The organism is Erwinia tracheiphila (genome assembly GCF_021365465.1).
Lineage (GTDB): Bacteria > Pseudomonadota > Gammaproteobacteria > Enterobacterales > Enterobacteriaceae > Erwinia > Erwinia tracheiphila.
On the sequence record NZ_CP089932.1, the window covers coordinates 3,175,997 to 3,202,494 of the forward strand.

A 26,498-nucleotide genomic window follows, 5' to 3' on the forward strand; every position below is an offset into this window, starting at 1 on the left:
TGGCGGCAGTCACCCAAGAAACAACCCATTTCAATACGCGCCATCCCTCTTCAGAACAACACCGATGGTTTTGAACAAAATGGCGATATCATTCCACAGCGACCAGTTTTTTACGTACCACGAATCGAAGTACACACGCGTTTCGTAATCCACGTCATTGCGACCACTCACCTGCCATAAGCCCGTCATTCCCGGTTTCGCCATATAGTAATAATCGACATCACCCGCATAGCGCTCCAGTTCATCTTCAATAACTGGGCGGGGGCCCACGAGGCTCATTTCTCCGCGAACCACATTCCACAGCTGAGGCAATTCATCAAGGCTGGTTTTACGAATGAAATGTCCGACACGGGTTATGCGCGGATCGTTCTTAAGCTTAAAGTCTTTGTCCCATTCTGCACGCGCCACAGGGTCCGTACGGAGCACTTCTTCCAAAACCTCTTTGGAATTCACCACCATCGAGCGAAACTTCAGGCATTTGAATTTACGCCCGTTCAGCCCTACCCGTTCATGACCATAGATCGGACTACCACCATCGCGCGATACAAGGAAAATAAGGACGGCCAGCGCAGGCATAAGTGCAATCATGATGCTCATAGCGCCAACAATATCGAAGGCTCTTTTGAGAAAACGCGAGGTACGTTTGGCAAGGTTGTTACTGACCCGTAAAATCATCACCTCATGGCTAAAAATATAAGCCATATCCGTGCCATATAAAGGAACACCACGCAAAGAAGGTATAACGGACACAGCACGACAGTCATGCTTTGCCAGATTTTTTAACCACAGGTCTCGATACTGCCTTTGCTCGAATTCAACTGCCACAATTAATTGCGTATCAACGTCGACCAGCTCCCATAGCGCTGCCTCGGTGCGAATGACGGGAGTGGAGAATAATTCCAGCGCGGATGTCGCCCCATCAACGTCATAAAATGCCACCACGTCAAAACCCATCATTTCTTCGCTTTGCAACGCCATCCACGCCTCTTCGGCATTTTTACCACTGCCGATAATAATTGACTGGCGCTTCCACAGGTTATAGCGATTAAGTGTGCGTTTTACCACAGCACGTCCTGATGGAATAAAGATCAGCGCCAGTAGCCAGGTTAGTACCCAGATCCAGCGAGACAGTTCCCATTCTGAGAGCGCAGTGATGGAAAGATCGATAACAGAAAAAATCAGCACACTTCTGAAAATTTCTTTCAGCTCAAACCAGAAAGGCTTGCGATAGGTATAGTGGCGCAGGCGAACCCAGAACCATCCGACACAAATTAACGAAAGAATAATATGAGTAATAATCGTAAGGCGGAGATCTTGCGCAGTATATTCGTTGAGCAAATGACCGGGTAACGCATTCATCAACCAGATAGCAATAAATAATGAGGCGTTGAAGGAAAAGAGATCAGAGAGGGATAAAGACAATCTAATCAACAATCCTTTTGAGGTAAATTTTATGTTACTCATAGTTAACTCGTGATTTTTATTTAATAGCCTGTGAATAATTACTTCCCTTGGCAGGAAGTAATTATCCGTTTACTACACTCAATCACTATCCAGCCATTTTTAGTACCAAAAAAATATTTTCATTTCGCGTGAGTAAAACAGAGTTATTAGTTAAACATAATGTTATCTGGATCAAAAATCTGAAACTGTGGTGATGTAAAACTTATCAACACTGGTATTGTTGTTTCTTCGGGACACGCTACCGCTCTTGACTTGCAGCTGCCAATGAGCTTTATCCACTTAACGTCTGCTTCGGCACGGCTACGCATTTACCGCCTTCACAATTTATTACCTGGTTAAATACTTATCACACTCTCACCAAACTGAACCCCGAGAATGTCGTTAACTAACACGTTGCTATACTAGTTATTACTGGCCTGTTTACAAGCATCCTCCTCTTTTCATATGCCTTTTAGGATTAAGACTACCTCCTGTCTCAAAATCAGCATTACCTGCTCTCATTACTACCCTGATAAAATACAAGAATAACCCCGAATGAAAATAAGATTTTTCCTGTTGAATTTAATTTTATCCTTTAAGCATTGCCGGGAGTATTTCGGTCATTTGCACAAATGCCCCTGAAAAAATCCGATCAAATCCTCGAGCAATCTTTCAGATAATTTTAAGACGAAAGTTTATAAGTAATAACCTGAATCGCGCAGCTGACTATTGGGTCGTGACGCATATTTATTGATAATGATGAAGAGTAAGATACCAACCGATGATCTTATCGTGCATTTCCCCTGACTTCGAAAAGCAAATTGTTCTGCGGGTCAGTCGTTTGATATGTGTGCGAAGATTAAGATTATGTCGTTCTGTCCGTTGGGTATATTTCTTGCTCACCACGTGGCCTGTTGCACTTAACAGAACTTTATAAACCGGCCACGCATCTGTCATATAAAAGGCAAGGTTAAATTTGCTTAACAGGGCCAGCAATCGTCGCAGGGTCGGGGCATTTCTCGGACCGAAGACATGGGCCAGAGCACGTTTGCGGATACGGCCATAAGCATAGAACAACCATCGGGGATTGCTTTTACACCGCACGTAAGACCATTGTTCACCGGCTTCACAGCAGATAACAACCTCCGTTTCGGGGTCGATATTCTCAGCTACCTGCTTTGGCGAAATTTTTTTACGTGCCGCAGAACCGTATTGAGGCTGTTACCAAGGACCCGTGCGGTATCGCGACATCCGTAACCATTCATGGCCATATTAACAATGGTCTGGTGTGTGTCTGGTTTGGCACCGGCGTAGCTAAAGTTGAGCTGAAAGGTCTTTGAACAATGCTTGCAGATGTAACGTTGGGCACCGGATGCTGAATGTCCGTTACATCGTACAGCATGAGTTTCATTGCACTGAGGGCAGACGACATCAACTTTAGCCATATGTTACATCCAAAGCGCAAAGCATACGTGATCAGCAAGTCTGCGTCACGACCGACTATTGGCGTCCTCCTCCTGTTTGTTAAATAATATCCGCTTAACTACTATCAAAATAATTTTAATCTCCACACAACAGACGTTGCACTACCAGCATCTGGATAGCCCTACGCTCATTCGTCATCCGTTGGTTTTCCCGGAGCAGCTTACTCTGCTGCAGGCCCTTGAGCTGTTTCGTTCGGCCCGGACGCATTTTGCTTTTGTCATTGATGAGTTTGGTTCAGTTGAAGGCGTCGTGACATTAAGTGATGTAATGGAAACCATTGTGGGTAATTTACCCCATGAGGGGGAAAGGCTCGATCCTCGTTATGACATACAACAAAATGCCGATGGCAACTGGACGGCAAACGGTCATATGCCGCTGGAAGATCTGGTGACCTACCTGCCTCTTGAGGAAAAGAGAATATCAAACGCTTGCTGGATTGCTCATGGAACATATGCAGCAGCTGCCCGGAGAAGCAGAATAGATGCAGAAAGTTCAAATCGTTCCACCTTGTGCTGAATAAGCCTGTCACCCGGGCAGAGTTGACCACAGGGCTTTTGCAGCACTGAAGGTAGCTTAACCAGCAGGCTGATTTCGGTCTGACCAGGCTTTGAGGCGTTTTTTTGCTTCATCGAGCAGTTGCTGCCGCAACACCTGATCAATTAGCAATGAATAGTTCAATGCAGACCAGGGACCATAGATACGAAGCGGTATCGGCGTTTGTTGTAGCCTGCTGACCAGTTCCATGTCTCCCTGCCAGCCCTGCGTCATGGTGATGCCAAAGGTAAGATCGGCCTGCTGAGTACTGATATTGACACTTCCTTTTCCGCTGTAATTGAGCATGGACGTTTGCCCCTGCATATCACCAAACGCCAGCAGACCATTATTCAGCGCCACGCTCGCGGTAATATGTTGCAGATTACTGCTCGCCTCAATACTGTCAGGCCCACGGACACGGTTACTTCCCCGCTCCACCGCACGCTGAATCATCTGCTGGAAGTTCAGGCCATTCATCTGCGCGTTATCCAGAGTGACTTCCGTCGTCCCCTTCCAGGCACGCCTGAAAGCAGGCACGCTCAGTCCATTGCCATTGAAATCACCTGTGAGCGAGATATCACCGGTCACTGAAGGTGGTAAATCAAAGGCTTTCAGCAGAGGTTCAACCGCCATTTTTTGCAACACGGGGCGCAAGGCGACTTTCGTCTGCGGATTCCGCATATCCACTGTTCCCGGTAAAGAGAAGCTACCCGAACCAATATTGCCATTTAACGTTGCTAATTGTACCAGGCCATTTTTACTGCTGGCGTTGAGCGTCACCCTGTCCAGATCCATGCCACGCCAGCGCATTTTATCGACGTTGAGGTTAAGCATCCCGTCCAGGGCATTCAGCAATGTGTTGCCGTTGCCCTCGCCTTCAGTTTGAGAAATAACCGGTGCAGGACCCGCACGCTGGGCTTCCAGGCCCTGGACATTGCTGCCCGCGCTGCTTTTGAGCCCCAGCAGTGAATCCATATTAAGTAGTGGTGAATGCAATGTGACCGCGATCTGCGGACGACGGCCAAGCGTACCGCTAACCGTACCATCAAGCTGGCTGTCGTTAGCGTTCAGGGCAATATTTTGCAGTTTGAAAGATTGCTTATCAGCAAGCCAGGTGGCCTGCATTTTTGCCTGGCCCTGCAAGCCCTCTTTCGGCAAATCCGCGCCGGTAAGTTGATAATTCAGCTGATTGACCGTGGCGGTTATAAGGTCGGGGGACTGACTCAGATTCATCTCTGCACTGAGGTTCAATAACAGCTCACGCTGATCGCGGTTGATACGGCTGGTCAGTTCAATGTTCGCCAGACGCTGAGGATTCTGAGAAAGCCTGAGGTTAAAATCGCGCACATTTATTTGCTCACCATTACTTTGCTGCCATATGAGCAGGCTGTCATCCACACGCAGTTGTCCGATATCAAACCTCCAGTCCTGACAGATCTCCGCAGGCGACGTATTAGAGGGCTCTACTGGCGCATCCACGGGCCGCTGGCTGTCACTTTCAGGGGTAAGACGCACTACCGCCCCCTTTAACATAACCTGTTTTACGGCAAGCTGATGGGACAGTAGCGGCAGCAGCTTAATATCAAGGCGCATATTGCTGGCACTCACTATCGGCTGCTGTGCGCCGGGCGCGGTCAGCGTCATCTGACCGGAAAGAATGCTCAATTGCGGCCAGACATGCCAACGAAGATTGCCATTCAGCGCCAGATGGTAGCCACTGCGCTGTTCCACCTGCTGGACCATATAATCGCGAAACTCATTGGGGTTAACCAACAGCACCAGCGACGTCATACCCGCCACAACGACCACCAAAAAAATGGCCAGCGTGGTAATAAATCTTCTCATGCCTTGTCCTCGCGCCATACTCAGATTCCGGCGCTCGTCCGGCCAGAAATGAGTTCAGGCTCTCCTAGTCTTTATCGATACGACTGGCGTCAGCGCCCTGCTGCCCCTTGTACTTAGCATCCTGCCGACGATTATAAGGCCGCGCGGCAGGGCCGGAAAGCGACTCAAAGCTCAGTGCGCCAATCAGCATTCCCGGCCGCAGCGCCAGCGGCAGCTTACCTGAATTATAAAACTCCAGAACAATGCGCCCCTGCCAGCCGGGATCAATACGGTGGGCGGTAACATGAACCATCAACCCCAGACGCGCGAGCGAAGAACGGCCGTCCAGCCAGCCCACCAGATTATCGGGCAGCGTCACTGATTCTAAGGTCACGGCCAGCGCCAGCTCGCCCGGATGCAGGAAAAATGCGTCGCTTTCAGAGAGAACAATTTCGTCGCTCATCACGCGATCAAGTGCCGCACTCACTTCCGTCTTTGGACCGCTTAAATCGATGTACGCCGCGGTGTGCCCGCGAAATGTTCTGAACAGATTGCCCAGCCGCACATCCACCGTTGCCCCGTTTATACGCTCTGAAGGGGGGCGAGGTGTAATCTCAAGTTGCCCGTTGTCAAGCCAGGTTTCAATATCACGATCGCATAATCTCATCGGAAACGACTCCCTAAAAGTCAAAATGAACTGTACTGGCTAGAACCCCGACGCATCCCGCACGGGGCACTGCAAATCAACAGTAGTTGCAGTTAAGACCAGCGTATTATTCAAAAAACTGATTGATCTTCGCTTTCAGAATGTCTATCGCGATGCGGTTTTTTTCCCCGCGAGGCACAATAATGTCGGCATACTGTTTAGAAGGTTCAATAAACTGCAGGAACATCGGCCGGACCGTCTTCTGGTACTGTGCCATCACAGAATCCATTGAGCGTCCTCGCTCATTGACATCACGTCTCATACGTCGCAGCAGACAAATATCCAGCGGCGCATCGACAAAAATAGAAAAATTCATCTCCTGCCGCAATCGTGCGTCAGTAAGCAACAAAATGCCTTCCAGAATAATCACTTTTTTTGGCGGCAGCCTTATGATCTGCGCGGTACGGGTATGCTCGACATAACTGTATACCGGCAGCTCAATTGCCTGGCCCGCTTTCAGCACCTGCAGGTGTGCCAGCAGCAAATGGTGGTCCATTGCACTTGGGTGGTCGTAGTTAGTTTTAACCCGTTCTTCCATGGTCAGGTTGCTTTGATCTTTGTAATACGCATCCTCAGGAATAACGCCAATATTTTCGTCACCCACGCGCTCGCGAACTTCACGATAAAGCGTACTGGCTATAAGACTTTTTCCTGAGGCAGAAGCGCCAGCAATACCTACAATGACGCACTGATGCGACTTATCTGTCATAAATTAGAGGCCTGGTTACAGATTATCTGAGACAAAGGGAGGATCAATTCGCGCGCAATTATAAGGATTCGGGAGGGGTGATGCCAGCTAAAATACCGTCTGAAGCTTTTCAGACTTTCCCGTTATACCTTTAATCGATTGTCTTTTAAACTGTTCAGAATACAATTCGCTTCGTATTTCTAACCTGACAGAAGGATACACGGTGCCTGAGCCTGCTTTGCATATTCTGACCTACTTTGGCGACAGCATGTTGCTTATTCCTACCGCAGTAATTATGGCTTTTTTGATTGGCTGGAAAAACAGCGCTCGTCGTGCGTCTGTCTGGTGGGTCCTGACATTTTGCTCGGCAGGGGCAATTGTCAGCCTGTCGAAAATCGCCTTCTTAGGGTTTGGCATGGGCAGTGCGCGGTTTAATTTTACTGGGTTTAGCGGACACAGCACGATGTCTGCCACGCTCTGGCCGGTAATGTTGTGGCTGCTGACAGGGCACCTGGCACGCGCGTGGCGTATCTTCGCCGTGGGGGTAGGTTATGTGCTCCCATTGATGGTTGGCCTGTCACGGCTGATGCTCAACTATCATTCAGAAAGCGAGGTAATCAGTGGCCTGATCCTTGGATTCATACTCAGTACCACTTTTTTAATCAGTCAACGGCGTACCAGGTTACAGGGCTTTTCCGCACTGCAACTCTGCGTAGCCCTGATGGTCCCTCTGCTGCTCGGCCATGGGCGCATTGCCACTACCCAGCAATTCCTGCAACGTCTCTCCGTGAAGATTGCAGGCATCGATCACGCGTGGACCCGGGATGAATTATTGAAACTTCGGCAGGCTTCTTCCATTAAATAACCACGCCATTTACTACTGCCAAATAAACATGAATGTTGAATTACCATAAGCATTCCCGGTCGGTTATGTTAGCCTCCCCGGGGATTAAACATTGCCCTGACGTAACTGCTGCCCTGCCGGGTTTGTGAATGACGACCGAGACCCTGTTGCCCCCTAGCCGTTCAGATTCCGGGGTTGCCAATGCGGTACTGACGGGCATATTATCTTTTAACCTGAATTTTTTCTGTGGCGAGCTGATCAAGGTAATTGGGCTAATTTCCCCCATGTGATTTCCTACCCCCCCTGCTCACCGTGGAAGTTTTTCGTCAGGCAAACCAATCCCTTCCGTTGCTGCTAACCAGCTGTCTGACTGGCATTATCCTGACCAATTATCTGGTGGTCGGGCTGTCGCTATAAAGCCTGAAATATCCGTTACTCAACCTGTGACAGGCTCTGCTTGGCGGGTTGCTGCTTCGACAGCTTCTGGACCCTAAAAAAACCGCTGGATTCCCTGCCATGCTGGATAAAAATGTTTGCCTGTGCGGTGGTGGTTATCCCGGTAATCAGTGGCCTGACAGCCTGCTGGTTCCCTGGGCATTACAACGTTCGCTTCTTTTCCATTTGGGTTGTATCAGAAAGTATTGGCATTCCGGCACTCGGCCCGGTTTGTCTGTTGTAGCAAAACGCGTGGCTGCGGAAAAAAATCAATCCACAGCAGTGGATTGACGCCGTTAACGCTGTTTTGTACGCTGATATCATGTTATTCCGTGCTGCGCTATTTACCGTGGCAACTGACTGCGGTGCTGCTGCTTTACAGGGCGGTACGGCTGCCGCGCTTCGGTGCCTTTATGGTTTTTCTTGCCACGCTCTCGATGATGACGCTGCTGGCGCCGCATCTGCTGAATATCCGTTCAGCACGAAGTGGATTCATAGTCGATACCCCGTAGTTACCCTTTTTTCTGATGATTATTCCGGGTCACGCGATGGAATACTCAGCGACTAGCATGGCGCTACTGTCGGTTGATGGACTCTGGCTGCAGGTTAATAAGTCGCTCTGCAACGTGCCCGGCTACCAGGAAACAGAACTGACTGCCATGAACTTCCAGCAAATTACCCACCCGGACAATAATGATGCGCAGGCTGACCTACAGCGCCTCACACGACATGCTGACTCGTCTGCCCAATCGCGTCAGTTTTGATCAAAAGCTGCAAAAGTTACTGCAATCGGCGGCGGATGAGCGGCAAACAGATGCGTTGGTGTTTATCGACCTTGATCGCTTTAAAGCCGTTAACGACAGTTCGGCCACGCCGCTGGCGATGCTCTGTTAAATGAAATCTCGCTGCTGATGCAGCGTACCCTGGGCAGTGATGATTTCCTTGCCCGGCTGGGGGGCGATGAATTTGGCGTGCTGATACCGGACTGTTCACTGCAGCAGGCACAGGAAATAACCGGAGAGCTGGTACAGGCGGTTAGCCGCTATGTGTTCAAATGGAAAAACGGAACCCATCCCATCGGCGCGAGGCCGGGTATTACTCTGCTTGACGGCAGCAACAGTAATATTAGCGAAATTATGTCGCAGGTCGAACTCGCCTGCTATAACACCAGGCACAACGGTCGCGGTCAGCTGTCGGTTTTCCCCAACCGTCTTATAAAAAATGGTAAATCGCGGCGGTCAGCCTTTTTATCCCTGCATGAACACCACCTCCTGTGGAGGTAGCCAGCAATAAGTTGGCTTTGCCAGTCATGCTACTCATGGGAAAATCCGAATCTGTTATCCCCATAACTGCCAGGGATTTAACCATGAGCAGATTCCAGAAAGCATCTCATGTGCCCTGGTGTTGTCAATATCACATCGTATGGACACCCAGGTACCGGTTTCGCATCCTCAGGAACAATGTTGGTAAAGAGGTCTGTAAGCCGATAAGGATCTCAGGTGAGCAGCCCGGGATAGAAGTAGTGTAGCTGAATGACCAGACAGACCATGTCCATTTGCGGGTAAAAGTGCCTCCACGGCTTTCGATTTCCCATGTAACAGGCGACTTAAAGGGTAAAACAGCCCTTCGATTGTTCAGTAAATTTCCCTGCCTGCGTAAGAACAAGCAGCGGGGGAATGATTTTTGGGCAAGAGGTTATTGTGTCGATACCGTAGGTATAAACGAAGAAATGATAATAAAGTACGTGAAGTATCAGGAAAAATATGAAGTTGAAGAGAGCTAGCCTCCACTGAAAGCAGCGTGAAGGGAAGGCTCTCTGAGTCTGGACTTAGTGCGCCCCTGTGGGGTGAAATCAATGCCACCTGCTATGCAGGTGGTTTTTTACGCCGGCCCTTGCTCTCTGTATGTCCCTGAGCTAAAGTCGCCCCTTTTTTTACTGTCAGTTGAGGGGGACAGATGTATATCGGCTTTGATTATGGTACAGCAAACTGCTCGGTAGCCGTCATGAATGCCGGCGTGCCCACGCTGTTGCCGATGGAAAACGATGACGCTCTGTTGCCTTCCATGCTGTGTGCACCATCGCGTGACGCAGTCAGTGAATGGTTGTTCCGTCATCACCAGGTGCCGACCCCCGATGCGGACACTCAGGCAATCCTGCGCCGCGCCATCAACCTCAACCGTGAAGAAGATATCGTCGTTACCCCAGACAGCGTGAAGTTTGGTCTGGCTTCACTGGCTCACTATATGGCCGACCCGGAGGAAGTGTGGTTTGTAAAATCACCCAAATCTTTTTTGGGTGCCAGCGGGCTGAAGCCACAACAGGTGGCGTTCTTTGAGGATCTGGTCTGCGCGACCATGTTGCATATCCGCCAGAAGGCGGAGCAACAGCTTGGCAGCACAATTTCTCAGGCGGTGATTGGCCGGCCGATAAACTTTCAGGGGCTGGGAGGTGATGACGCTAACCGTCAGGCACAGGCGATACTGGCACGAGCCGCCAGCCGTGCCGGGTTCAGGCAGGTTGAATTTCAGTTTGAACCGGTGGCGGCAGGCCTGGATTTTGAAGCAGGATTAACCGCTGAAACTCGCGTGCTGGTGGTGGATATCGGCGGCGGCACCACCGACTGCTCGATGTTACTGATGGGACCGACATGGCACAGTCAATCTGATCGCAGCAGCAGCCTGTTGGGTCATAGCGGCTGCCGCGTGGGCGGTAACGACCTGGATATTATGCTGGCATTCAAAGAGCTGATGCCGCTGTTGGGACAGGGCGGTTTAACAGAAAAAGGTATCGCGCTACCCGTGCTGCCGTGGTGGAACGCTGTTGCGATCAACGACGTACCCGCACAAAGCGACTTCTATGCCGCCGCCAGTCGTAAGCAGCTACAGGAGCTGGTTCGCGATGCGCAGGAGCCGGAAAAGGTCAAACATTTACTGAAAGTCTGGCAACAGCGCTTGAGCTATCGTCTGGTTCGTGCAGCCGAAGAGAGCAAAATTGCCCTGTCGGCTGAAACACAAACCCGCACATCGCTGGATTTTATTGCACCTTCGCTGGCGGCTGATATAACCACCGCCTCGCTGGAAAGTGCAATTTCTCAGCCGCTTTAGCAAAACGCTACTGATACGCTTAGTTGATGCAGGACAAAATAATTTCAGGTAGTTAATACTTACGTTTGCTGAATCGTTATCCTTATTTCCTTCAATTTTTTACCTGCCAGACTCGCTACACTCTGGGGCTTAACGCCATTCCCCCAGGACTTCACCCTTGCTACCGGAGAGCTGATAACCACCATGAACAAAAGCACAGGCCGTTCCCGTAAATTTTTTTGGTTTTTCATTGCGCTGTCGCTGGCTGTCGCTGGTACATACTGGTGGTTGAACCACACGGCAATGCAGGCAACAGATGCGGATGTCGCCAGGCAGTCGCAGACCAGAGGCAAAGGGGGACGGCATGGGGCAGCACTGCCACCGGTACAGGCAACAGAAGCCGTTACCGAAAGTGTGCCACAGTTTCTGTCCGGTCTGGGCACCGTCACAGCGGCTAACATCGTGACCTTACGCAGCCGCGTGGACGGTGAGCTCACCGCGATCCATTTTGATGAGGGGCAGGAGGTACAGGCGGGACAGCTACTGGCGGAAATCGACCCCCGTCCGTGGCAGGTTGCGCTGGCACAGGCACAAGGACAACTGGCGAAAGACCAGGCCACGCTTGCCAACGCCCGCCGCGATCTGGCGCGTTATGAGCAGCTGGCAAAAAACAAGCTGGTCTCACAGCAGGAACTGGACGCCCAGCGTGCGCTGGTCAGCGAAACGTCAGGCACACTAAAAATCGATGAAGCTAACGTGGCCAGCGCCGAGCTGAATCTGACCTGGAGCCGGGTTACCTCGCCAATTTCCGGCCGCGTTGGCCTGCGGCAGGTGGATGTCGGCAACTACGTTACCAGCGGCGACAGCAACGGAATTGTGGTGATCACCCAAACGCACCCTATCGATTTGGTGTTCAGCCTGCCGGAGAATGACATTGTCGGCATTCTCGCCGCACAAAAAGGCGGCCCGGTGGTTGTGGAAGCCTGGGACCGCAGCAACAGCCACTTACTGACGCGCGGTACGCTGCTCGGTTTAGATAATCAGGTGGATACGACCACCGGCACCATTAAGCTGAAGGCCCGCTTTGCCAACGCCGACGATGCGCTTTTCCCTAATCAGTTTGTTAACGCCCGAATGAAGATCAACACGTTACACGATGCCGTGGTCATCCCCGCCGCGGCGCTGCAAATGGGCAATGAAGGCCATTTTGTCTGGGTGGTTAATGCAGAAAATAACGTCAGCAAGAAAGTCGTCACGCCGGGTCCGGAAGACAGTCAGAGAGTGGTGATCGCCGCCGGGCTGAACGCGGGTGAACGCGTGGTCACCGACGGCATCGATCGCCTGACCGAAGGCGCCAGCGTTGAGGTGATTGCGCCTCATTCGCCATCGGTGGCAAGCGGTAGCCTCCCTGCAAAGGGAGCCGGTGCCTGATGCAAACGGCTCACTCCCCGACTCCTCAGGGCGGCGGCCCTTCCCGTCAGTTTATTTTGCGTCCGGTGGCCACTACGCTGTTGATGGTGGCGATCCTTCTTGCCGGAATCCTTGCCTGGCGCGTGTTGCCTGTCTCGGCGCTGCCTGAAGTGGACTACCCCACCATTCAGGTCGTCACGCTTTACCCCGGTGCCAGCCCGGATGTGGTCACCTCTTCTGTTACCGCCCCGCTGGAACGCCAGTTTGGCCAGATGTCTGGTTTAAAGCAGATGTCCTCACAAAGTACGGGCGGTGCCTCAGTCATCACCCTGCAGTTTCAGCTCTCGCTAAAACTGGATGTCGCCGGGCAGGAAGTACAGGCGGCCATTAACGCCGCCACTAATCTGCTGCCTGCGGATTTGCCCAATCCGCCCGTGTACAGCAAGGTCAACCCTGCCGATCCGCCGATTATGACACTGGCGGTCACCACTACCAGCATGCCGCTCACTCAGGTGCAGGATATGGTGGAAACGCGCATCGCCCAGAAAATTTCACAGGTGCCCGGCGTCGGACTGGTGACGCTTTCTGGCGGGCAGCGTCCGGCTGTGCGGGTGAAGCTGAACGCGCAGGCGCTGGCCGCGCGGGGGCTGGACAGTGAAACGGTGCGCAGCGTGATCGGCAGCGCTAACGTGAACTCGGCAAAAGGTAGTCTGGATGGCCCGGAGCGTTCTGTCACACTGTCAGCTAACGATCAGATGAAATCCGCTGAGGATTACCGCCTGCTGATCGTCAGCTATCAAAATGGTTCGCCAGTACGGTTACGGGATATTGCCACCATTGAACAGGGTGCAGAGAACCGCTGGCTGGGTGCCTGGGCTAACCAGCGGCCCGCGATTGTATTGAACGTGCAGCGCCAGCCCGGCGCAAACATTATCACCACCGCCGACAGCATTCGTGCGATGTTGCCGGGGCTGGTTGCCACGCTGCCTGCATCGGTGGATATGCAGGTTCTGACCGACCGCACCACTAACATTCGAGCATCGGTAAAAGATGTCCAGATTGAGCTGGTGCTGGCGATTGCGCTGGTTGTCATGATTATTTATCTGTTTTTACGCAATATCGCGGCCACCCTTATCCCCGCCATAGTCGTACCGCTGTCGCTGATCGGCACCTTTGCGGTGATCTATTTTCTGGGTTATTCCATCAACAACCTGACGCTGATGGCGCTGATCGTAGCGACGGGTTTTGTGGTGGATGATGCGATTGTGGTGATCGAAAACATCTCTCGCTATATCGAAAAAGGCGACAAGCCGCTGGACGCCGCGCTGAAAGGCAGCGGAGAAATCGGTTTTACCATCATCTCGCTGACCTTTTCGCTGATCGCGGTTTTAATCCCGCTGCTGTTTATGGGCGACATTGTTGGCAGGCTGTTTCGTGAATTTGCCATCACTCTGGCGGTGTCGATCCTGATTTCAGCGGTGGTCTCGCTGACGCTGACGCCGATGATGTGCGCCAGGATGCTGAATGCCGACTCGCTGCGTAAGCAAAACCGATTCTCCCGCGCCAGCGAGGCGCTGTTTGACCGGGTGATTGCCGCCTATGGCCGGATACTGACAAAAGTGCTGAACCACCCGTGGCTGACGTTGAGTGTGGCGCTGGCAACGCTGGCCTTGACGGTGCTGTTATGGGTTATCATTCCTAAAGGTTTCTTTCCGGTGCAGGACAACGGCATTATCCAGGGCACTTTGCAGGCCCCTCAGTCCGTCTCTTACGAAAATATGGCGCAACGTCAGCAGCAGGTGGCAGCACGCATTATAAAAGACCCGGCGGTAGAAAGCCTTACCGCCTTTATTGGCGTGGACGGCACCAATTCGGCACTGAACAGCGGCAGACTGCAAATCAACCTTAAGCCCCTGAGTGAACGTGACGACCGTATCCAACAGGTGATCAAACGATTACAGCATGAAGTGGCCCAGCTCCCCGGCGTGGATCTCTACCTGCAACCGATACAGGATTTAACCATTGATACCACCGTCAGCCGCACGCAATATCAGTTCACCTTACAGGCCAACACGTTGGATGCACTAAGTTTATGGGTGCCGCAGCTGATGGCGAAACTGAGCGCCCTGCCCCAGCTACAGGATATTAGCAGCGACTGGCAGAATCGTGGGTTTGAAGCCTTTATCCGGGTGGATCGCGACAGTGCCAGCCGTCTGGGAATCGGAATGGCGGATGTGGATAATGCACTGTACAACGCCTTCGGCCAGCGGCTTATCTCCACGATTTATACCCAGTCCAGCCAGTATCGCGTGGTGCTGGAACACGATACCCGCAGCACGCCGGGACTGGCCGCACTCGACGCCATCCACCTGAAAAGCAGCAATGGCACTGTGGTGCCGCTCAGTGCCCTTGCCCGCCCGGAACAGCGGTACGGCCCACTGGGTATTAACCATCTCGACCAGTTCCCGTCCACCACCTTCTCGTTTAACGTCAGCAACGGTTATTCACTGGAACAGGCGGTCAACGCCATTAGCAAAGCCAGACAGGAACTGGCTATGCCCGCTGAAATCATGACCCAGTTTCAGGGCAGCACCCTGGCATTTCAGGCAGCGCTATCCAGCACGGTCTGGCTGATTATTGCGGCGATCGTGGTGATGTACATCGTGCTGGGTGTGCTTTATGAAAGCTTTATTCACCCCATCACCATTCTCTCCAACCTGCCCACGGCAGGCGTTGGCGCACTGCTGGCGCTGATGTTGTGCGGCAACGAGCTGGATGTGATTGCCATTATCGGCATTATTTTGCTGATTGGTATTGTCAAAAAGAACGCCATCATGATGATCGACTTCGCGCTGGCCGCCGAGCGCGAACGGGGGATGGCCCCTTATGAGGCGATATATCAGGCCTGCCTGCTGCGTTTCCGCCCGATACTGATGACCACGCTGGCGGCACTGTTCGGCGCACTGCCGCTGATGCTCAGTAGCGGCCAGGGTGCCGAACTTCGTCAGCCGCTGGGCATTGCCATGGTCGGCGGCCTGATCGCCAGCCAGGTGCTGACGCTGTTTACCACGCCGGTAATTTATTTGCTGTTTGACCGACTGGCGCGTGCCAGCCGCCGCCGGGGTATGCGGGAGGAAACGCCGTGAAATTTTTTGCGCTGTTTATTCATCGCCCGGTCGCCACCATTCTGCTCACAATCGCCATCGCCCTTGCTGGCCTGCTTGGCCTGCGGCTGTTGCCGGTGGCCCCGCTGCCGCAGATGGATTTTCCGGTGATTATGGTGTCGGCTTCGCTGCCGGGCGCGTCGCCAGAAACCATGGCATCTTCAGTAGCCACGCCGCTGGAGCGCTCTCTGGGTCGCATTGCCGGGGTGACGGAAATGACCTCCACCAGCGCGCTGGGCAGCACCCGCATTATTTTGATGTTCGATTATGACCGCGATATCAATGGTGCAGCGCGCGACGTACAGGGGGCAATTAACGCTGCACAAAGCCTGCTACCGAGCGGCATGCCCTCAAGGCCGAGCTGGCGCAAAGCCAACCCGTCAGATGCCCCCATTATGATCCTGACGCTGACCTCAGACAGCTATTCACAGGGTGAGCTGTATGACTATGCTTCCACGCAGCTGGCGCAAAAGCTGGCGCAAATTGACGGCGTGGGCGACGTGGCAACCGGTGGCAGTTCGCTCCCGGCTGTGCGAGTGGCGCTGAACCCCCAGGCGCTGTTTAACCAGGGTGTGTCGCTGGATGCGGTGCGGCAAACCATTGCCAACGCCAATCAGCGCCGTCCCCTGGGGATGATTGAAGACAGCCAGCAGCGCTGGCAGGTCAAAACCAACGATCAGCTGAAAACAGCCGCTGAGTTTCAGCCGCTGATAGTACACTACCAAAACGGTGCCGTCGTGCGCCTGCAGGATGTCGCCAGCGTTACCGATTCAGTACAGGATGTGCGTAATGCCGGTATGGCTAATGCCAAACCGGCCATTTTACTGATAATCCGTAAGCTGCCGGAAGCCAATATTATCGACACGGTGGACAGAATTCGTGCCGAAGTGCCGAAACTGCGCAGCATTATTCCCGCCAGTATCCAGCTGGATATCTCCCAGGACCGCTCCCCCACTATCCGCGCCTCACTGGCGGAAGTGGAACAGTCGCTGGTGATTGCGGTCATTCTGGTGGTGCTGGTGGTGTTTCTTTTTTTACGGTCCGGTCGCGCCACGCTGATCCCGGCAATTGCCGTGCCGGTATCGCTGACCGGCACCTTTGCTGCCATGTACCTGCTGGGCTTCAGCCTGAATAATCTCTCCCTGATGGCGCTGACCATTGCCACGGGTTTTGTGGTGGATGATGCCATCGTGGTACTGGAAAATATCACCCGCCATATTGAAAAAGGGATGAAGCCGCTACAGGCTTCCCTGCGCGGTGTCAACGAAGTGGGCTTTACCGTGCTGTCGATGAGTCTGTCGCTGGTGGCGGTCTTTCTGCCGCTGCTGCTGATGGGCGGCGTGATCGGCCGTTTTTTTAAAGAGTTCGCCCTGACCCTCTCGGTGTCGATTGCCCTTTCCCTGCTGATTTCGCTGACACTGACGCCGATGATGTGTGCACGGTTACTGAAAGCCCGTCCCGTCCATCCCCCCCGGCGTCAGCGGTTTGGTAGCCTGTTTGCTCTGGTTCATTGCAGTTACGGCCGTTCTCTGCACTGGGTGTTGGGCCATTCACGCTGGGCGCTGCTGGTGTTTGTCGCCACAATAGGCCTGACCTTTTATCTTTATGCCACGATACCGAAAACCTTTATGCCGGAACAGGATACCGGGCGGTTGATGGGCTATATCCAGGCTGACCAGAGCATCTCCTTCCAGGCGATGCGCGGCAAGCTGCAGGATTTTATGAAAATTATTCGTGATGATCAGGCGGTGGACAGCGTGGTGGGCTTTACTGGCGGTTCGCGCACCAACAGCGGTATGATGTTTATTTCACTCAAGCCGCTAAAGCAACGCGGTGAAACGGCGCAGCAGGTGATGGCCCGACTGCGGGTCAGGCTGGCAAAAGAGCCGGGAGCCAGTCTCTATTTGCAGGCGGTGCAGGATTTACGCATGGGTGGCCGTGAGTCCAATGCTGGCTATCAGTACACGCTGCTTTCAGACAGCCTAGATGATTTGCGCAACTGGGAGCCAGATATCCGCAAGGCTTTTGCCGCGCTGCCCGAGCTGGCTGACGTGAACTCCGATCAACAGGATAAAGGGGCAGAAATGGCGCTGATCTATGACCGTGCCAGCATCGCGCAGCTGGGGATAAACGTCCTTGAAGTGAACGGTCTGCTCAACAACGCCTTCGGCCAGCGCCAGATCTCCACCATCTATCAACCCCTTAATCAGTACCGGGTAATAATGGAGATTGACCCGCGCTATACCCAGGACATCAGTTCACTGGATTTGCTGTTCGTTATCAACAACGAGGGCAAGCCCATTCCGCTCTCTGCCTTCGCCAGCTGGCAACCGGCCAACGCCCCACTTTCGGTGAACCATCAGGGGCTGTCCGCCGCCTCGACGATTTCCTTTAACCTGCCGGAAGGCGTGTCTCTCTCACAGGCTTCCGATGCCATTGAGCGCAGCATGACCGCGCTGGGCGTGCCGGCCAGCGTGCGCGGCAGCTTTGCCGGAACAGCACAGGCGTTTCAGAAGACGCAAAGCGGCCAGCTGTGGCTAATTCTGGCCGCTATCGCCACCGTCTACATCGTGCTGGGGGTACTCTATGAAAGTTACGTGCATCCCCTGACTATTCTCTCGACGTTGCCCTCGGCGGGGCTGGGCGCACTGCTGGCGCTGGAACTGTTCAGTGCCCCCTTTAGCCTGATTGCGCTGATTGGTATTCTGTTACTTATTGGTATTGTAAAAAAGAATGCCATTATGATGGTGGATTTCGCGCTGGAGGCACAGCGCAACGACAAACTGAACGCCCGTGATGCCATATTTGAGGCCAGCCTGCTGCGTTTCCGGCCAATTATGATGACGACGCTGGCCGCACTGTTCGGCGCGCTGCCGCTGGTATTTACCGCGGGTGACGGCGCAGAACTGCGTCAGCCGCTGGGGATCACCATTGCGGGTGGGCTGGTGATGAGCCAGCTGCTAACGCTGTACACCACGCCAGTGGTCTATTTGTATATGGATAAACTACGGCGTAAACCCAGACCTCAACCAGACGGAGTCATCGGTGTTTGATAACAGCGCCCAGGCCAGACCGGACGATCCTCTCCCCCGTGGTGCGCTGGCAACTATGGATTGTCGCCTTTGGCTTCTTTATGCAGTCGCTGGACACCACCATTGTAAATACTGCCCTGCCCTCAATGGCGAAAGCCTGCTGCATATGCATACGGTGGTGGTGGCCTATGTGCTGACCGTGGACATAATGCTGCCGGTCAGCGGCTGGCTGGCGGATCACTTTGGCGTGCGAACTGTTTTTTTCAGCGCAATCGTACTGTTCAGCGTGGGATCGCTGTTTTGCGTCCAGGCAACCACGCTCAATCAGCTTATTGCCGCGCGGGTGATACAGGGTTTCGGCGGCACAATGATGGTGCCGGTAGGCCGACTGACGGTCATGAAGACGGTCCCCCGCGAGCAATACATGGCAGCTATGACCTTTGTCACGCTGCCGGGACAGGTAGGGCCGCTGCTGGGCGGCGTGCTGGTGCAGTACGCCAGCTGGCACTGGATCTTCCTGATTATCCTGCCGGTTGGCCTGGCAGTGGCCACGCTGCTGCTGTTGCCCAATCTGAAACTGCCGCCACGCCACTTTGACTTTACCGGTTTTATCCTGCTGGCCGCAGGCATGTCCGCGCTGATGATGGCGCTGGATGGTATGAAAGGGCTGAATTTTTCCCCGCTGCTGCCCTGGCTTCCGGCGGCATCGCCGCGCTGTCTGCTTATCTGCTGCATGCCCGCGGCAACGGGCAGGCGTTGTTCAGCCTGACGCTATTCAGGCACCCGCTCTACGCTATCGGCCTCGCAGACAATTTCACCGGGCGGATTGGCAGCGCCATGCTGCCGTTTATAGCCCCGTTGTTCCTGCAAATTGGCATGGGATTCAGTCCGTTTCATGCCGGACTGATGATGATTCCCATGGTGCTGGGCAATATGGGTATAAAGCGTATTGTGGTGCCGATTGTTAACCGCTTTGGCTATCGCCGTGTACTGATATTTACCACCATCGCCCTTGGCCTTGTGGTGTTACTGTTTCCGCTGGTGGCATTGATGGGCTGGAGCTGGTTGCTGCCGCTGGTGCTGTTTATACTGGGGATGATTAACGCCGTTCGCTTTTCGACCATGAACACACTGACGCTGCGATCGCTACCTGACGATCTGGCCAGCAGCGGTAACAGTCTGCTGTCGATGATTATGCAGCTTTCAACCAGCATCGGCGTCACCGTGACAGGACTGCTGCTGGCAACATTCGGCCAGCAGGCGCTGGCAGGCACACCCGGCGTACGCGAGGCGTTTATTTAAAGCTGGCTCTGCATGGCTGTGGTCACTATCCTTCCTGTGCTGGTGTTCCGACGTGTTCCCCCGGATGTCGCTAAAAATGTGGCGTTAAACCGCCAGAGGAAATCATGATGTTTGCCCGCTTGCGCATCGGCATTACCGCCAAACTGTTTATCGCTATTTTTTCAACCTGCATGCTGGTGCTGGCCACCATGCACTGGGGAGTGCGCCTTAGCTTCGAGCATGGTTTTATCGACTACATCAAAAAAGGCAATGAGCAGCGGCTGAACCTGCTCGCTGGCGCGCTGGCCGACCAGTATGAGCAGCACGGCAACTGGGATTTTTTGCGTAGCAATAACCAGCTGGCCTTTCAAATCCTGCATTCCATTGAGCAAAACCCGGACGCCAGCACGCTGCTGCCGCCTCACGGCTGGCGTACCCAGTTCTGGGTGATTGACCAGCAGTACCATGTGATGATTGGTCCCCGCAACCCGCTACCGCCCGAAGGCCATCGCCGTAACATCAGCACCCGCGACGGGCATATTGTTGGCTGGGTGATTGGCTCGCCGCCGGAACGCCTGACCCGCAGCGCCGATATCAACTTTGACCAGCAACAAAAACGCACCAGCTGGATTATCGTTGGCCTGACCATGCTGTTAGCCGCGCTGGTGACCTGGCTGATGTCGCGCGGTTTTCTGGCACCGGTCAGGCGTCTGGTGGAAGGCACCCACCAGCTGGCGGCGGGGGATTTTACCAGCCGGGTAACGGCAAACTGCAGCGACGAACTGGGCCGGCTGGCACAGGATTTTAACCGTCTGGCCAGCACGCTGGAGAAAAACGAAAGTATGCGACGGGCCTTTATGGCCGATATCTCCCATGAACTGCGCACGCCGCTGGCGATCCTGCGCGGTGAGTTGGAAGCACTTCAGGACGGCGTGCGCAAACTGACGCCGGAATCCATTGCCTCTTTGCAGGGGGAAGTCAGCACCCTGACCAAACTGGTCGAGGACGTCCATCAGCTTTCACTGTCCGATAAGGGCGCGCTGGCCTACCGCAAAAGCGATATTAACCTAGTACCTCTGCTGGAGATGGTGGCGGGTAACTTCAGACATCGCTACAAACAGCACAATCTGAGTCTCACACTAGATCTGCCTGAACGGGCAGTGCTGTTTGGCGACGCGACGCGTATGATGCAGCTGTTTACCAATCTGACAGAAAACAGTCTGCGCTATACCGATGCGGGCGGTGGCCTGACGATATCCCTTGCTAACGAGGGAAATCAGCTGGTTATCCGTTTCGATGATAGCCCGCCAGGCATTACCGACGAGCAGCGCGGGCAGATTTTTGAACGCTTTTACCGCGCCGAAGGTTCGCGCAATCGTGCCAGTGGTGGCTCCGGTCTGGGACTGTCAATCTGCCAGAATATCGTGGAAGCGCATGACGGTAGCATCAGCGCCGAAAGCGCCCCTGCCGGAGGAATGAGAATTACAGTACACTTACCTGGACTACAACATTAAAGAGGGTCGTTTACCCTCACGCTGCGCCAGGAGTATTATGAATTCACCATCCCCACTGATCCTTATCGTTGAAGACGAGCCAAAACTCGGCCAGCTGCTGGTTGATTATTTGCAGGCGGCCGGTTACCGCACCCATCATCTGCTGCGCGGTGATGAGGTACTGACTTGGGTGAAGAAAACCCCGCCGGATTTGCTGTTACTGGACTTGATGCTGCCGGGCATGGACGGCTTATCGGTATGCCGGGAAATTCGCCGTTTTTCCGAGCTGCCCGTGATTATGGTTACCGCTAAAACCGAAGAAATTGACCGACTGCTGGGGCTGGAGATCGGCGCGGATGACTACGTGTGTAAACCCTTCAGCACGCGAGAGGTGGTGGCCCGAGTCAAAACCATCCTTAAGCGCTGCCGACATACGCCTGAAGAAGCGAAGAAAACTTCGCTGCTGGTGGTGGATGAGGACCGCTTCCAGGCTCGCTGGAACAACACCCCGTTGGATCTGACCCCCGCCGAGTTCCGTCTGCTGAAGACCCTCGCTCAGGAACCCGGCAAAGTGTTTTCGCGGGAAATGCTGCTCAATCATCTTTATGATGATTACCGCGTGGTCACCGATCGCACCATCGACAGCCACATAAAGAACCTGCGGCGTAAGCTGGAAGCACAGGATGCCAACCAGCCTTTTATCCGCGCCGTTTACGGCATGGGCTATCGCTGGGAGGCAGATGTCTACCGCTTGATCTAGCGCAATTTACATTGTTGACATCAGCATGCACAATCCCCGCATATTTTGCAGGGTCGCGGCGGTTATCACAGAGCGCTCGCACTTAGCGAGGCCGTCACCGCACCACCCTGCACGGCAATATCTGACCTGACATCAGATCTCAACGGAAAATCCTTATGTTCAAACCGGAACTGCTCTCCCCGGCCGGGACGCTGAAAAATATGCGCTATGCATTTGCTTATGGCGCAGATGCGGTTTACGCCGGCCAGCCGCGCTACAGCCTGCGGGCACGCAATAACGAATTCAACCACGAAAACCTGGCCACAGGCATTAATGAAGCCCACGCGCTGGGCAAGAAATTCTACGTGGTGGTGAATATTGCGCCACACAACGCCAAGCTGAAAACCTTTATCCGCGATTTGCAACCGGTGGTAGCCATGGGCCCGGATGCGCTGATCATGTCCGATCCGGGGTTGATTATGATGGTGCGCGACACTTTTCCACAGACAGATATTCACCTGTCGGTGCAGGCTAACGCGGTGAACTGGGCGACGGTTAAATTCTGGCAGAAAATGGGCCTGACCCGCGCGATCCTTTCCCGAGAGCTGTCGCTGGAGGAAATCGAGGAGATTCGCCAGCAGGTGCCTGATATGGAACTGGAGATTTTCGTTCACGGTGCGCTCTGTATGGCTTATTCCGGCCGCTGCCTGCTTTCTGGCTATATCAACAAACGCGATCCAAACCAGGGCACCTGCACTAACGCCTGCCGCTGGGAATATAAAGTGCTGGAAGGCAAGCAGGATGAGCTGGGGCAAATTGTCCATCAGCATCAGTCTATTCCGGTGAAGACCGTTGAGCCGACTCTCGGTCAAGGCCAGCCTACCGATAGCATGTTTCTGATTGAAGAAACCATGCGTCCGGGCGAGTATATGACCGCCTTTGAGGATGAGCACGGTACCTACATCATGAATTCGAAAGATCTGCGGGCGGTCGCGCATGTGGGCCGCCTGAGCGCCATGGGCATACATTCGCTGAAAATCGAAGGCCGCACCAAGTCCCACTACTATTGCGCCCGCACCGCACAGGTTTACCGTCGTGCGATTGATGATGCTGCCCTCGGAAAACCTTTTGATAACGCCCTGCTGGAGACGCTGGAAGGGCTGGCACACCGGGGCTACACCGAGGGGTTCCTTCGTCGTCACACCCACGACAGCTACCAGAACTATCAGCAAAGTTTTTCCGCATCCGATCGCCAGCAGTTTGTCGGCGAATTAACTGGCGAACGCCGCGGTACGCTGGCACAGGTTACGGTTAAAAATAGATTCAGCGTCGGCGACAGCCTGGAATTAATGACGCCGGCGGGAAACATCACCTTTCCGCTGCAACATATGGAAAACGCCAGGGCGCTGCCAGTAAGCGTTGCCCCCGGCAACGGCCACCTTGTCTGGGTCCCGCTACCGGAAGAGATCGATCTGGCGTTCGCGCTGCTGATACGCAATTTCCCGGCTGCAATGCCCGACAGGCCTGACTAACCCGCATCCGCGCCGCTCTGAGCCGCGCCCGCCATCAAAAAACGCAGCGCGGTCTGAACTCGTGCCGCAGTTACCCACTTTCGTTACCATCACGCTGAAATAGCCCTGCACGACGTTGGCTAAAGCAGTGCCATTTTGAACAGGTTTTTTTCTCTTCACGCCGTTTCCCGCTGAATATGCTATAACTGAAGCAGTTTTAAGCCCGTTCTGACAGGAAAAATACATGAAAAAACATTCGCTTACGCTGGTCGTCCTCAACGGTAAAGGAGCAGGTAACGAAGTCCTGCGCAACGCCATTAAGACCCTGCGTCAGGAAGGTGTGTCGTTGGAAGTGCGCGTCACCTGGGAACACGGTGACGCCGCACGTTACGTCCAGGAGGCCGTGTCGCTGCGGGCCGCCACCGTGATTGCCGGGGGCGGCGATGGCACGATTAATGAGGTTGCCACCGCGCTGATCGCGTTATCCGACAGCGAGCGTCCGGCGCTGGGGATCATTCCGCTGGGTACGGCCAATGATTTTGCCACCAGCGCAGGTATCCCGCAGGAGATGGAAAATGCCCTGCGGCTGGCGATAGTCGGTAAAGCTACTCCGGTTGATCTGGCGGTGGTTAATCAGCAACGCTATTTTATCAACATGGCGTCCGGTGGCTTTGGCGCACGCATCACCACCGAAACACCGGAAAAACTAAAATCTGCGCTGGGCGGCGTCTCCTACTTTATTCATGGTCTGATGCGCATGGACACGCTGAAAGCCGACAACTGTGAACTGTGCGGACCGGATTTCAGCTGGCATGGCGATGCGCTGGTGGTGGCGGTGGGTAACGGTCGTCTGGCGGGCGGCGGTCAGCGTCTATGTCCCGGCGCATTAATCAATGACGGCAAGCTGGAACTGAGCATCGTCACCTCTCAGGAAGTGCTGCCCACGCTGCTGAATTCCATTTTTGGCGGTGATGGCGATAATCCCAACATTATCCGTGCCTCTTTGCCCTGGCTGGAAATCACCGCGCCGCATGAAATGACCTTTAATCTGGATGGTGAACCGCTGACAGGCCGCTCATTTCTTATTGAGGTGATGCCGGGCGCCATTTCCTGCCGCCTGCCGCCTTCCTGTGAACTGCTGGCATAGGGCAGAAAGGTAAAACAACCAGGCTGCTGTTACTCCCACACCGACAGTGGAAACATACTTCCCTTAAGGATAAAAAACAAGCGGGATAACCAATAAGGAGTTATCCCGCTTTTGCCCGTGCTTATTAAGCCGCACACCCTGTTTAGCAACCGCCGACACAGATGATGGTTCACCGACGTACGATCTTTTTTTAAGCAGAGTGCATAATCTGAATAACATTCTATTTTCCCGATTAATCAGAAGGGAGTGGGCTATGAAACCTATGCCAGTTGGCGTCGACATTGCGAAGAACGTTATGCATATCCATCATATGCCATTAAATACTTAATAAACTGATTTACAATGATAAGAACACATTACTGCATTTTATAATATCAAGTGAATTTGTGCTTAACACACCTTTGTTCACAGTGATTTCAGTTGAGTTTTGCAGAACGAATAACTCAGCATCAAAGCAATCAGCCAACAAAAAAAAGATGACCGGACATCATTATTTTTTCTCTCGAACCAAAACAGCCTCATGCTTCAACACCCGCCATGATGCAGCACTCTTTTTCCCTCAATACCTGCTCCCCTTGCCACAAGCGACTTGCGGCTCAGATCCTAAATACAACGGCACTGTTGCAAAAATAAGGAGGTGATAAACTCATCGTCACCTTTTGCTGACAGAGCAGTACATGAACCCATTCAAAGGCCGGCATTTTCAGCGTGACATTATCCTGTGGGCTGTACGCTGGTACTGTAAATACGGCATCAGCTATAGTGAACTGCAGGAGATGCTGGCCGAACGCGGTGTCAACGTTGATCACTCCACGATTTACCGCCGGGTTCAGCGTTATGCACCTGAAATAGAAAAACGACTGCGCTGGTACTGGCGTAATCCTTCCGATATGAACCCATGGCACATTGACGAAACGTACGTGAAGGTGAATGGCCGATGGGCAGAGCCTTTGAAATGTAGGGCCTTTCAGTAAAAACAACAGGACCTCATAGCGAACTTTGCAACAGTGCCCCTGTGCTACAGAACGGTTATGCCCGTGTGTCCAAATCTGATGGCGTACAGACCATCATGCCACAGCGGGATGCGTTACTTTCTTCCGGAATTGAGCCTGAGCGGATATACGAAGATATCGCCTCTGGTAGGAGTGATGCCCGACCGGGACTAAAGGCCTGTCTTAAAGCACTTCAGCCGGGTAATACCCTGGTTCTCTGGAAACTGGATCGGCTGGAACGCGATTTGCGCCACCTTGTTAATACCGTTGAAGATTTACGGGTGCGGGGTATCCATCTGAAGGTGCTGGCGGGAGCCGGAGCTGAAATTGACACCACAACGGCCAATGGTCGCCTCGCTTTTGGTATTTTCGCCGCATTCGGTGAATTCGAACGCGAACTGATTGCTGAACGCACTCAGGCCGGGTTAGCGGCTGCACGAGCGCGCGGGCGGTTAGGTGGTCGTCCCCGCAAAATGGATCGTGCGACACTGACGATGGCGTATCAGAATGCTGTTGCGGCAGATGTGGCAAGGCAACTGGGGATGACCACCACCACGCTTTATGCTTATATCAACGGAGACGGCTCTCTTAAAGCCCCGGGGCAGGCTCTGCTTAATGGTTCGCCGGACAATAATGCATCCCGGTTCACTGAGGGTAAAGGTGTGTAATGGGGTTCTGCGCCGGAA

16 protein-coding genes and 6 pseudogenes are annotated in these 26,498 nt (G+C 53.6%); 17 read left to right on the forward strand and 5 right to left on the reverse strand.

Annotated features, from left to right (window positions below; genetic code table 11):
* Positions 1 to 30: 30 nt before the first annotated feature.
* Positions 31 to 1,464 (reverse strand): undecaprenyl-phosphate galactose phosphotransferase WbaP, encoded by a 1,434-nt coding sequence (gene wbaP / locus LU633_RS16630; RefSeq protein ID WP_016189855.1) that lies wholly within the window; start codon positions 1,462 to 1,464, stop codon positions 31 to 33.
* A 726-nt stretch (positions 1,465 to 2,190) separates the two neighbouring features.
* Positions 2,191 to 2,888 (reverse strand): IS1 family transposase gene (locus LU633_RS16635; protein WP_233481930.1). Its coding sequence is split into 2 segments (ribosomal slippage): positions 2,191 to 2,639 and positions 2,639 to 2,888, totalling 699 coding nucleotides; the frame shifts between segments, so codons are not numbered across the junction.
* 163 nt (positions 2,889 to 3,051) lie between these two features.
* Between LU633_RS16635 and LU633_RS16640 the strand changes: the two are divergent.
* Positions 3,052 to 3,406, forward strand: a pseudogene (locus LU633_RS16640) (transporter associated domain-containing protein); the annotation flags it as partial.
* A 95-nt stretch (positions 3,407 to 3,501) separates the two neighbouring features.
* Here the strand turns inward: LU633_RS16640 and asmA are convergent.
* The 3 genes from asmA to udk form a co-directional block, all read right to left on the reverse strand.
* Complete coding sequence (gene asmA / locus LU633_RS16645) at positions 3,502 to 5,307, reverse strand: outer membrane assembly protein AsmA (protein WP_040465389.1); 1,806 nt, start codon at positions 5,305 to 5,307, stop codon at positions 3,502 to 3,504.
* A gap of 64 nt (positions 5,308 to 5,371) precedes the next feature.
* Positions 5,372 to 5,953, reverse strand: a complete 582-nt coding sequence (gene dcd, locus LU633_RS16650; RefSeq protein WP_016189859.1) for a dCTP deaminase — start codon at positions 5,951 to 5,953, stop codon at positions 5,372 to 5,374.
* Positions 5,954 to 6,059: 106 nt separating this feature from the next.
* Positions 6,060 to 6,701: a uridine kinase gene (gene udk / locus LU633_RS16655; RefSeq protein ID WP_016189860.1), complete on the reverse strand. Its 642-nt coding sequence runs from the start codon at positions 6,699 to 6,701 to the stop codon at positions 6,060 to 6,062.
* A 247-nt stretch (positions 6,702 to 6,948) separates the two neighbouring features.
* Between udk and LU633_RS16660 the strand changes: the two genes are divergently transcribed.
* The 16 genes and pseudogenes from LU633_RS16660 to LU633_RS16735 all read left to right on the forward strand — a co-directional run bounded on the left by LU633_RS16660 (position 6,949) and on the right by LU633_RS16735 (position 26,480).
* Complete coding sequence (locus tag LU633_RS16660; RefSeq protein ID WP_046372258.1) at positions 6,949 to 7,545, forward strand: phosphatase PAP2 family protein; 597 nt, start codon at positions 6,949 to 6,951, stop codon at positions 7,543 to 7,545.
* A gap of 746 nt (positions 7,546 to 8,291) precedes the next feature.
* The gene (locus LU633_RS16665; protein ID WP_232426804.1) at positions 8,292 to 8,471 is read left to right on the forward strand and encodes a hypothetical protein; all 180 of its coding nucleotides are present in this window, start codon (positions 8,292 to 8,294) and stop codon (positions 8,469 to 8,471) included.
* Positions 8,472 to 8,528: 57 nt separating this feature from the next.
* The gene (locus LU633_RS16670; protein WP_232426825.1) at positions 8,529 to 8,723 is read left to right on the forward strand and encodes a PAS domain S-box protein; all 195 of its coding nucleotides are present in this window, start codon (positions 8,529 to 8,531) and stop codon (positions 8,721 to 8,723) included.
* A pseudogene (locus tag LU633_RS16675) lies at positions 8,689 to 9,242 on the forward strand (diguanylate cyclase domain-containing protein). Before LU633_RS16670 ends, LU633_RS16675 begins: the two are co-directional and overlap by 35 nt.
* Before the next feature lie 83 nt (positions 9,243 to 9,325).
* A pseudogene (gene tnpA, locus LU633_RS16680) lies at positions 9,326 to 9,742 on the forward strand (IS200/IS605 family transposase).
* A 173-nt stretch (positions 9,743 to 9,915) separates the two neighbouring features.
* Positions 9,916 to 11,061: pseudogene (gene yegD / locus LU633_RS16685) on the forward strand (molecular chaperone); the annotation flags it as partial.
* 186 nt (positions 11,062 to 11,247) lie between these two features.
* Complete coding sequence (locus tag LU633_RS16690) at positions 11,248 to 12,474, forward strand: MdtA/MuxA family multidrug efflux RND transporter periplasmic adaptor subunit (RefSeq protein ID WP_016189868.1); 1,227 nt, start codon at positions 11,248 to 11,250, stop codon at positions 12,472 to 12,474.
* Positions 12,474 to 15,599 (forward strand): MdtB/MuxB family multidrug efflux RND transporter permease subunit, encoded by a 3,126-nt coding sequence (locus LU633_RS16695; protein WP_016189869.1) that lies wholly within the window; start codon positions 12,474 to 12,476, stop codon positions 15,597 to 15,599. Before LU633_RS16690 ends, LU633_RS16695 begins: the two co-directional genes overlap by 1 nt.
* Positions 15,596 to 18,670 (forward strand): multidrug efflux RND transporter permease subunit MdtC, encoded by a 3,075-nt coding sequence (gene mdtC / locus LU633_RS16700; RefSeq protein WP_016189870.1) that lies wholly within the window; start codon positions 15,596 to 15,598, stop codon positions 18,668 to 18,670. The genes LU633_RS16695 and mdtC overlap by 4 nt, the downstream gene beginning before the upstream one ends.
* An 80-nt stretch (positions 18,671 to 18,750) precedes the next feature.
* Positions 18,751 to 20,059: pseudogene (gene mdtD / locus LU633_RS16705) on the forward strand (multidrug transporter subunit MdtD).
* Positions 20,059 to 21,444 carry an envelope stress sensor histidine kinase BaeS gene (gene baeS, locus LU633_RS16710; RefSeq protein WP_016189873.1) on the forward strand — a complete coding sequence of 462 codons (1,386 nt, stop codon included), beginning with the start codon at positions 20,059 to 20,061 and terminating at the stop codon, positions 21,442 to 21,444. Before mdtD ends, baeS begins: the two are co-directional and overlap by 1 nt.
* 37 nt (positions 21,445 to 21,481) lie before the next feature.
* Entirely contained in the window at positions 21,482 to 22,183 is a 702-nt protein-coding gene (gene baeR / locus LU633_RS16715; RefSeq protein ID WP_016189874.1) for an envelope stress response regulator BaeR, read from the forward strand.
* 155 nt (positions 22,184 to 22,338) lie between these two features.
* On the forward strand, positions 22,339 to 23,694 hold the full coding sequence (gene trhP / locus LU633_RS16720) for a prephenate-dependent tRNA uridine(34) hydroxylase TrhP (protein WP_016189875.1): 1,356 nt from the start codon (positions 22,339 to 22,341) through the stop codon (positions 23,692 to 23,694).
* A gap of 223 nt (positions 23,695 to 23,917) precedes the next feature.
* A complete protein-coding gene (gene yegS / locus LU633_RS16725) occupies positions 23,918 to 24,820 on the forward strand; it encodes a lipid kinase YegS (RefSeq protein WP_016189876.1) in 903 nt (300 codons plus the stop codon).
* Between the two features lie 677 nt (positions 24,821 to 25,497).
* Positions 25,498 to 25,761 (forward strand): annotated as a pseudogene (locus tag LU633_RS16730) (IS6 family transposase); the annotation flags it as partial.
* A 128-nt stretch (positions 25,762 to 25,889) separates the two neighbouring features.
* Positions 25,890 to 26,480 carry a recombinase family protein gene (locus tag LU633_RS16735; protein WP_046372259.1) on the forward strand — a complete coding sequence of 197 codons (591 nt, stop codon included), beginning with the start codon at positions 25,890 to 25,892 and terminating at the stop codon, positions 26,478 to 26,480.
* Positions 26,481 to 26,498: the final 18 nt, after the last annotated feature.

Coding starts and splice junctions, on each gene's coding strand:
- wbaP (WP_016189855.1), bottom strand. CDS start 1,464: ATGAGTAACATAAAATTTACCTCAAAAGGATTGTTGATTAGATTGTCT.
- asmA (WP_040465389.1), bottom strand. CDS start 5,307: ATGAGAAGATTTATTACCACGCTGGCCATTTTTTTGGTGGTCGTTGTG.
- dcd (WP_016189859.1), bottom strand. CDS start 5,953: ATGAGATTATGCGATCGTGATATTGAAACCTGGCTTGACAACGGGCAA.
- udk (WP_016189860.1), bottom strand. CDS start 6,701: ATGACAGATAAGTCGCATCAGTGCGTCATTGTAGGTATTGCTGGCGCT.
- LU633_RS16660 (WP_046372258.1), top strand. CDS start 6,949: ATGTTGCTTATTCCTACCGCAGTAATTATGGCTTTTTTGATTGGCTGG.
- LU633_RS16670 (WP_232426825.1), top strand. CDS start 8,529: ATGGCGCTACTGTCGGTTGATGGACTCTGGCTGCAGGTTAATAAGTCG.
- LU633_RS16690 (WP_016189868.1), top strand. CDS start 11,248: ATGAACAAAAGCACAGGCCGTTCCCGTAAATTTTTTTGGTTTTTCATT.
- LU633_RS16695 (WP_016189869.1), top strand. CDS start 12,474: ATGCAAACGGCTCACTCCCCGACTCCTCAGGGCGGCGGCCCTTCCCGT.
- baeS (WP_016189873.1), top strand. CDS start 20,059: ATGTTTGCCCGCTTGCGCATCGGCATTACCGCCAAACTGTTTATCGCT.
- baeR (WP_016189874.1), top strand. CDS start 21,482: ATGAATTCACCATCCCCACTGATCCTTATCGTTGAAGACGAGCCAAAA.
- trhP (WP_016189875.1), top strand. CDS start 22,339: ATGTTCAAACCGGAACTGCTCTCCCCGGCCGGGACGCTGAAAAATATG.
- yegS (WP_016189876.1), top strand. CDS start 23,918: ATGAAAAAACATTCGCTTACGCTGGTCGTCCTCAACGGTAAAGGAGCA.
- LU633_RS16735 (WP_046372259.1), top strand. CDS start 25,890: ATGCCACAGCGGGATGCGTTACTTTCTTCCGGAATTGAGCCTGAGCGG.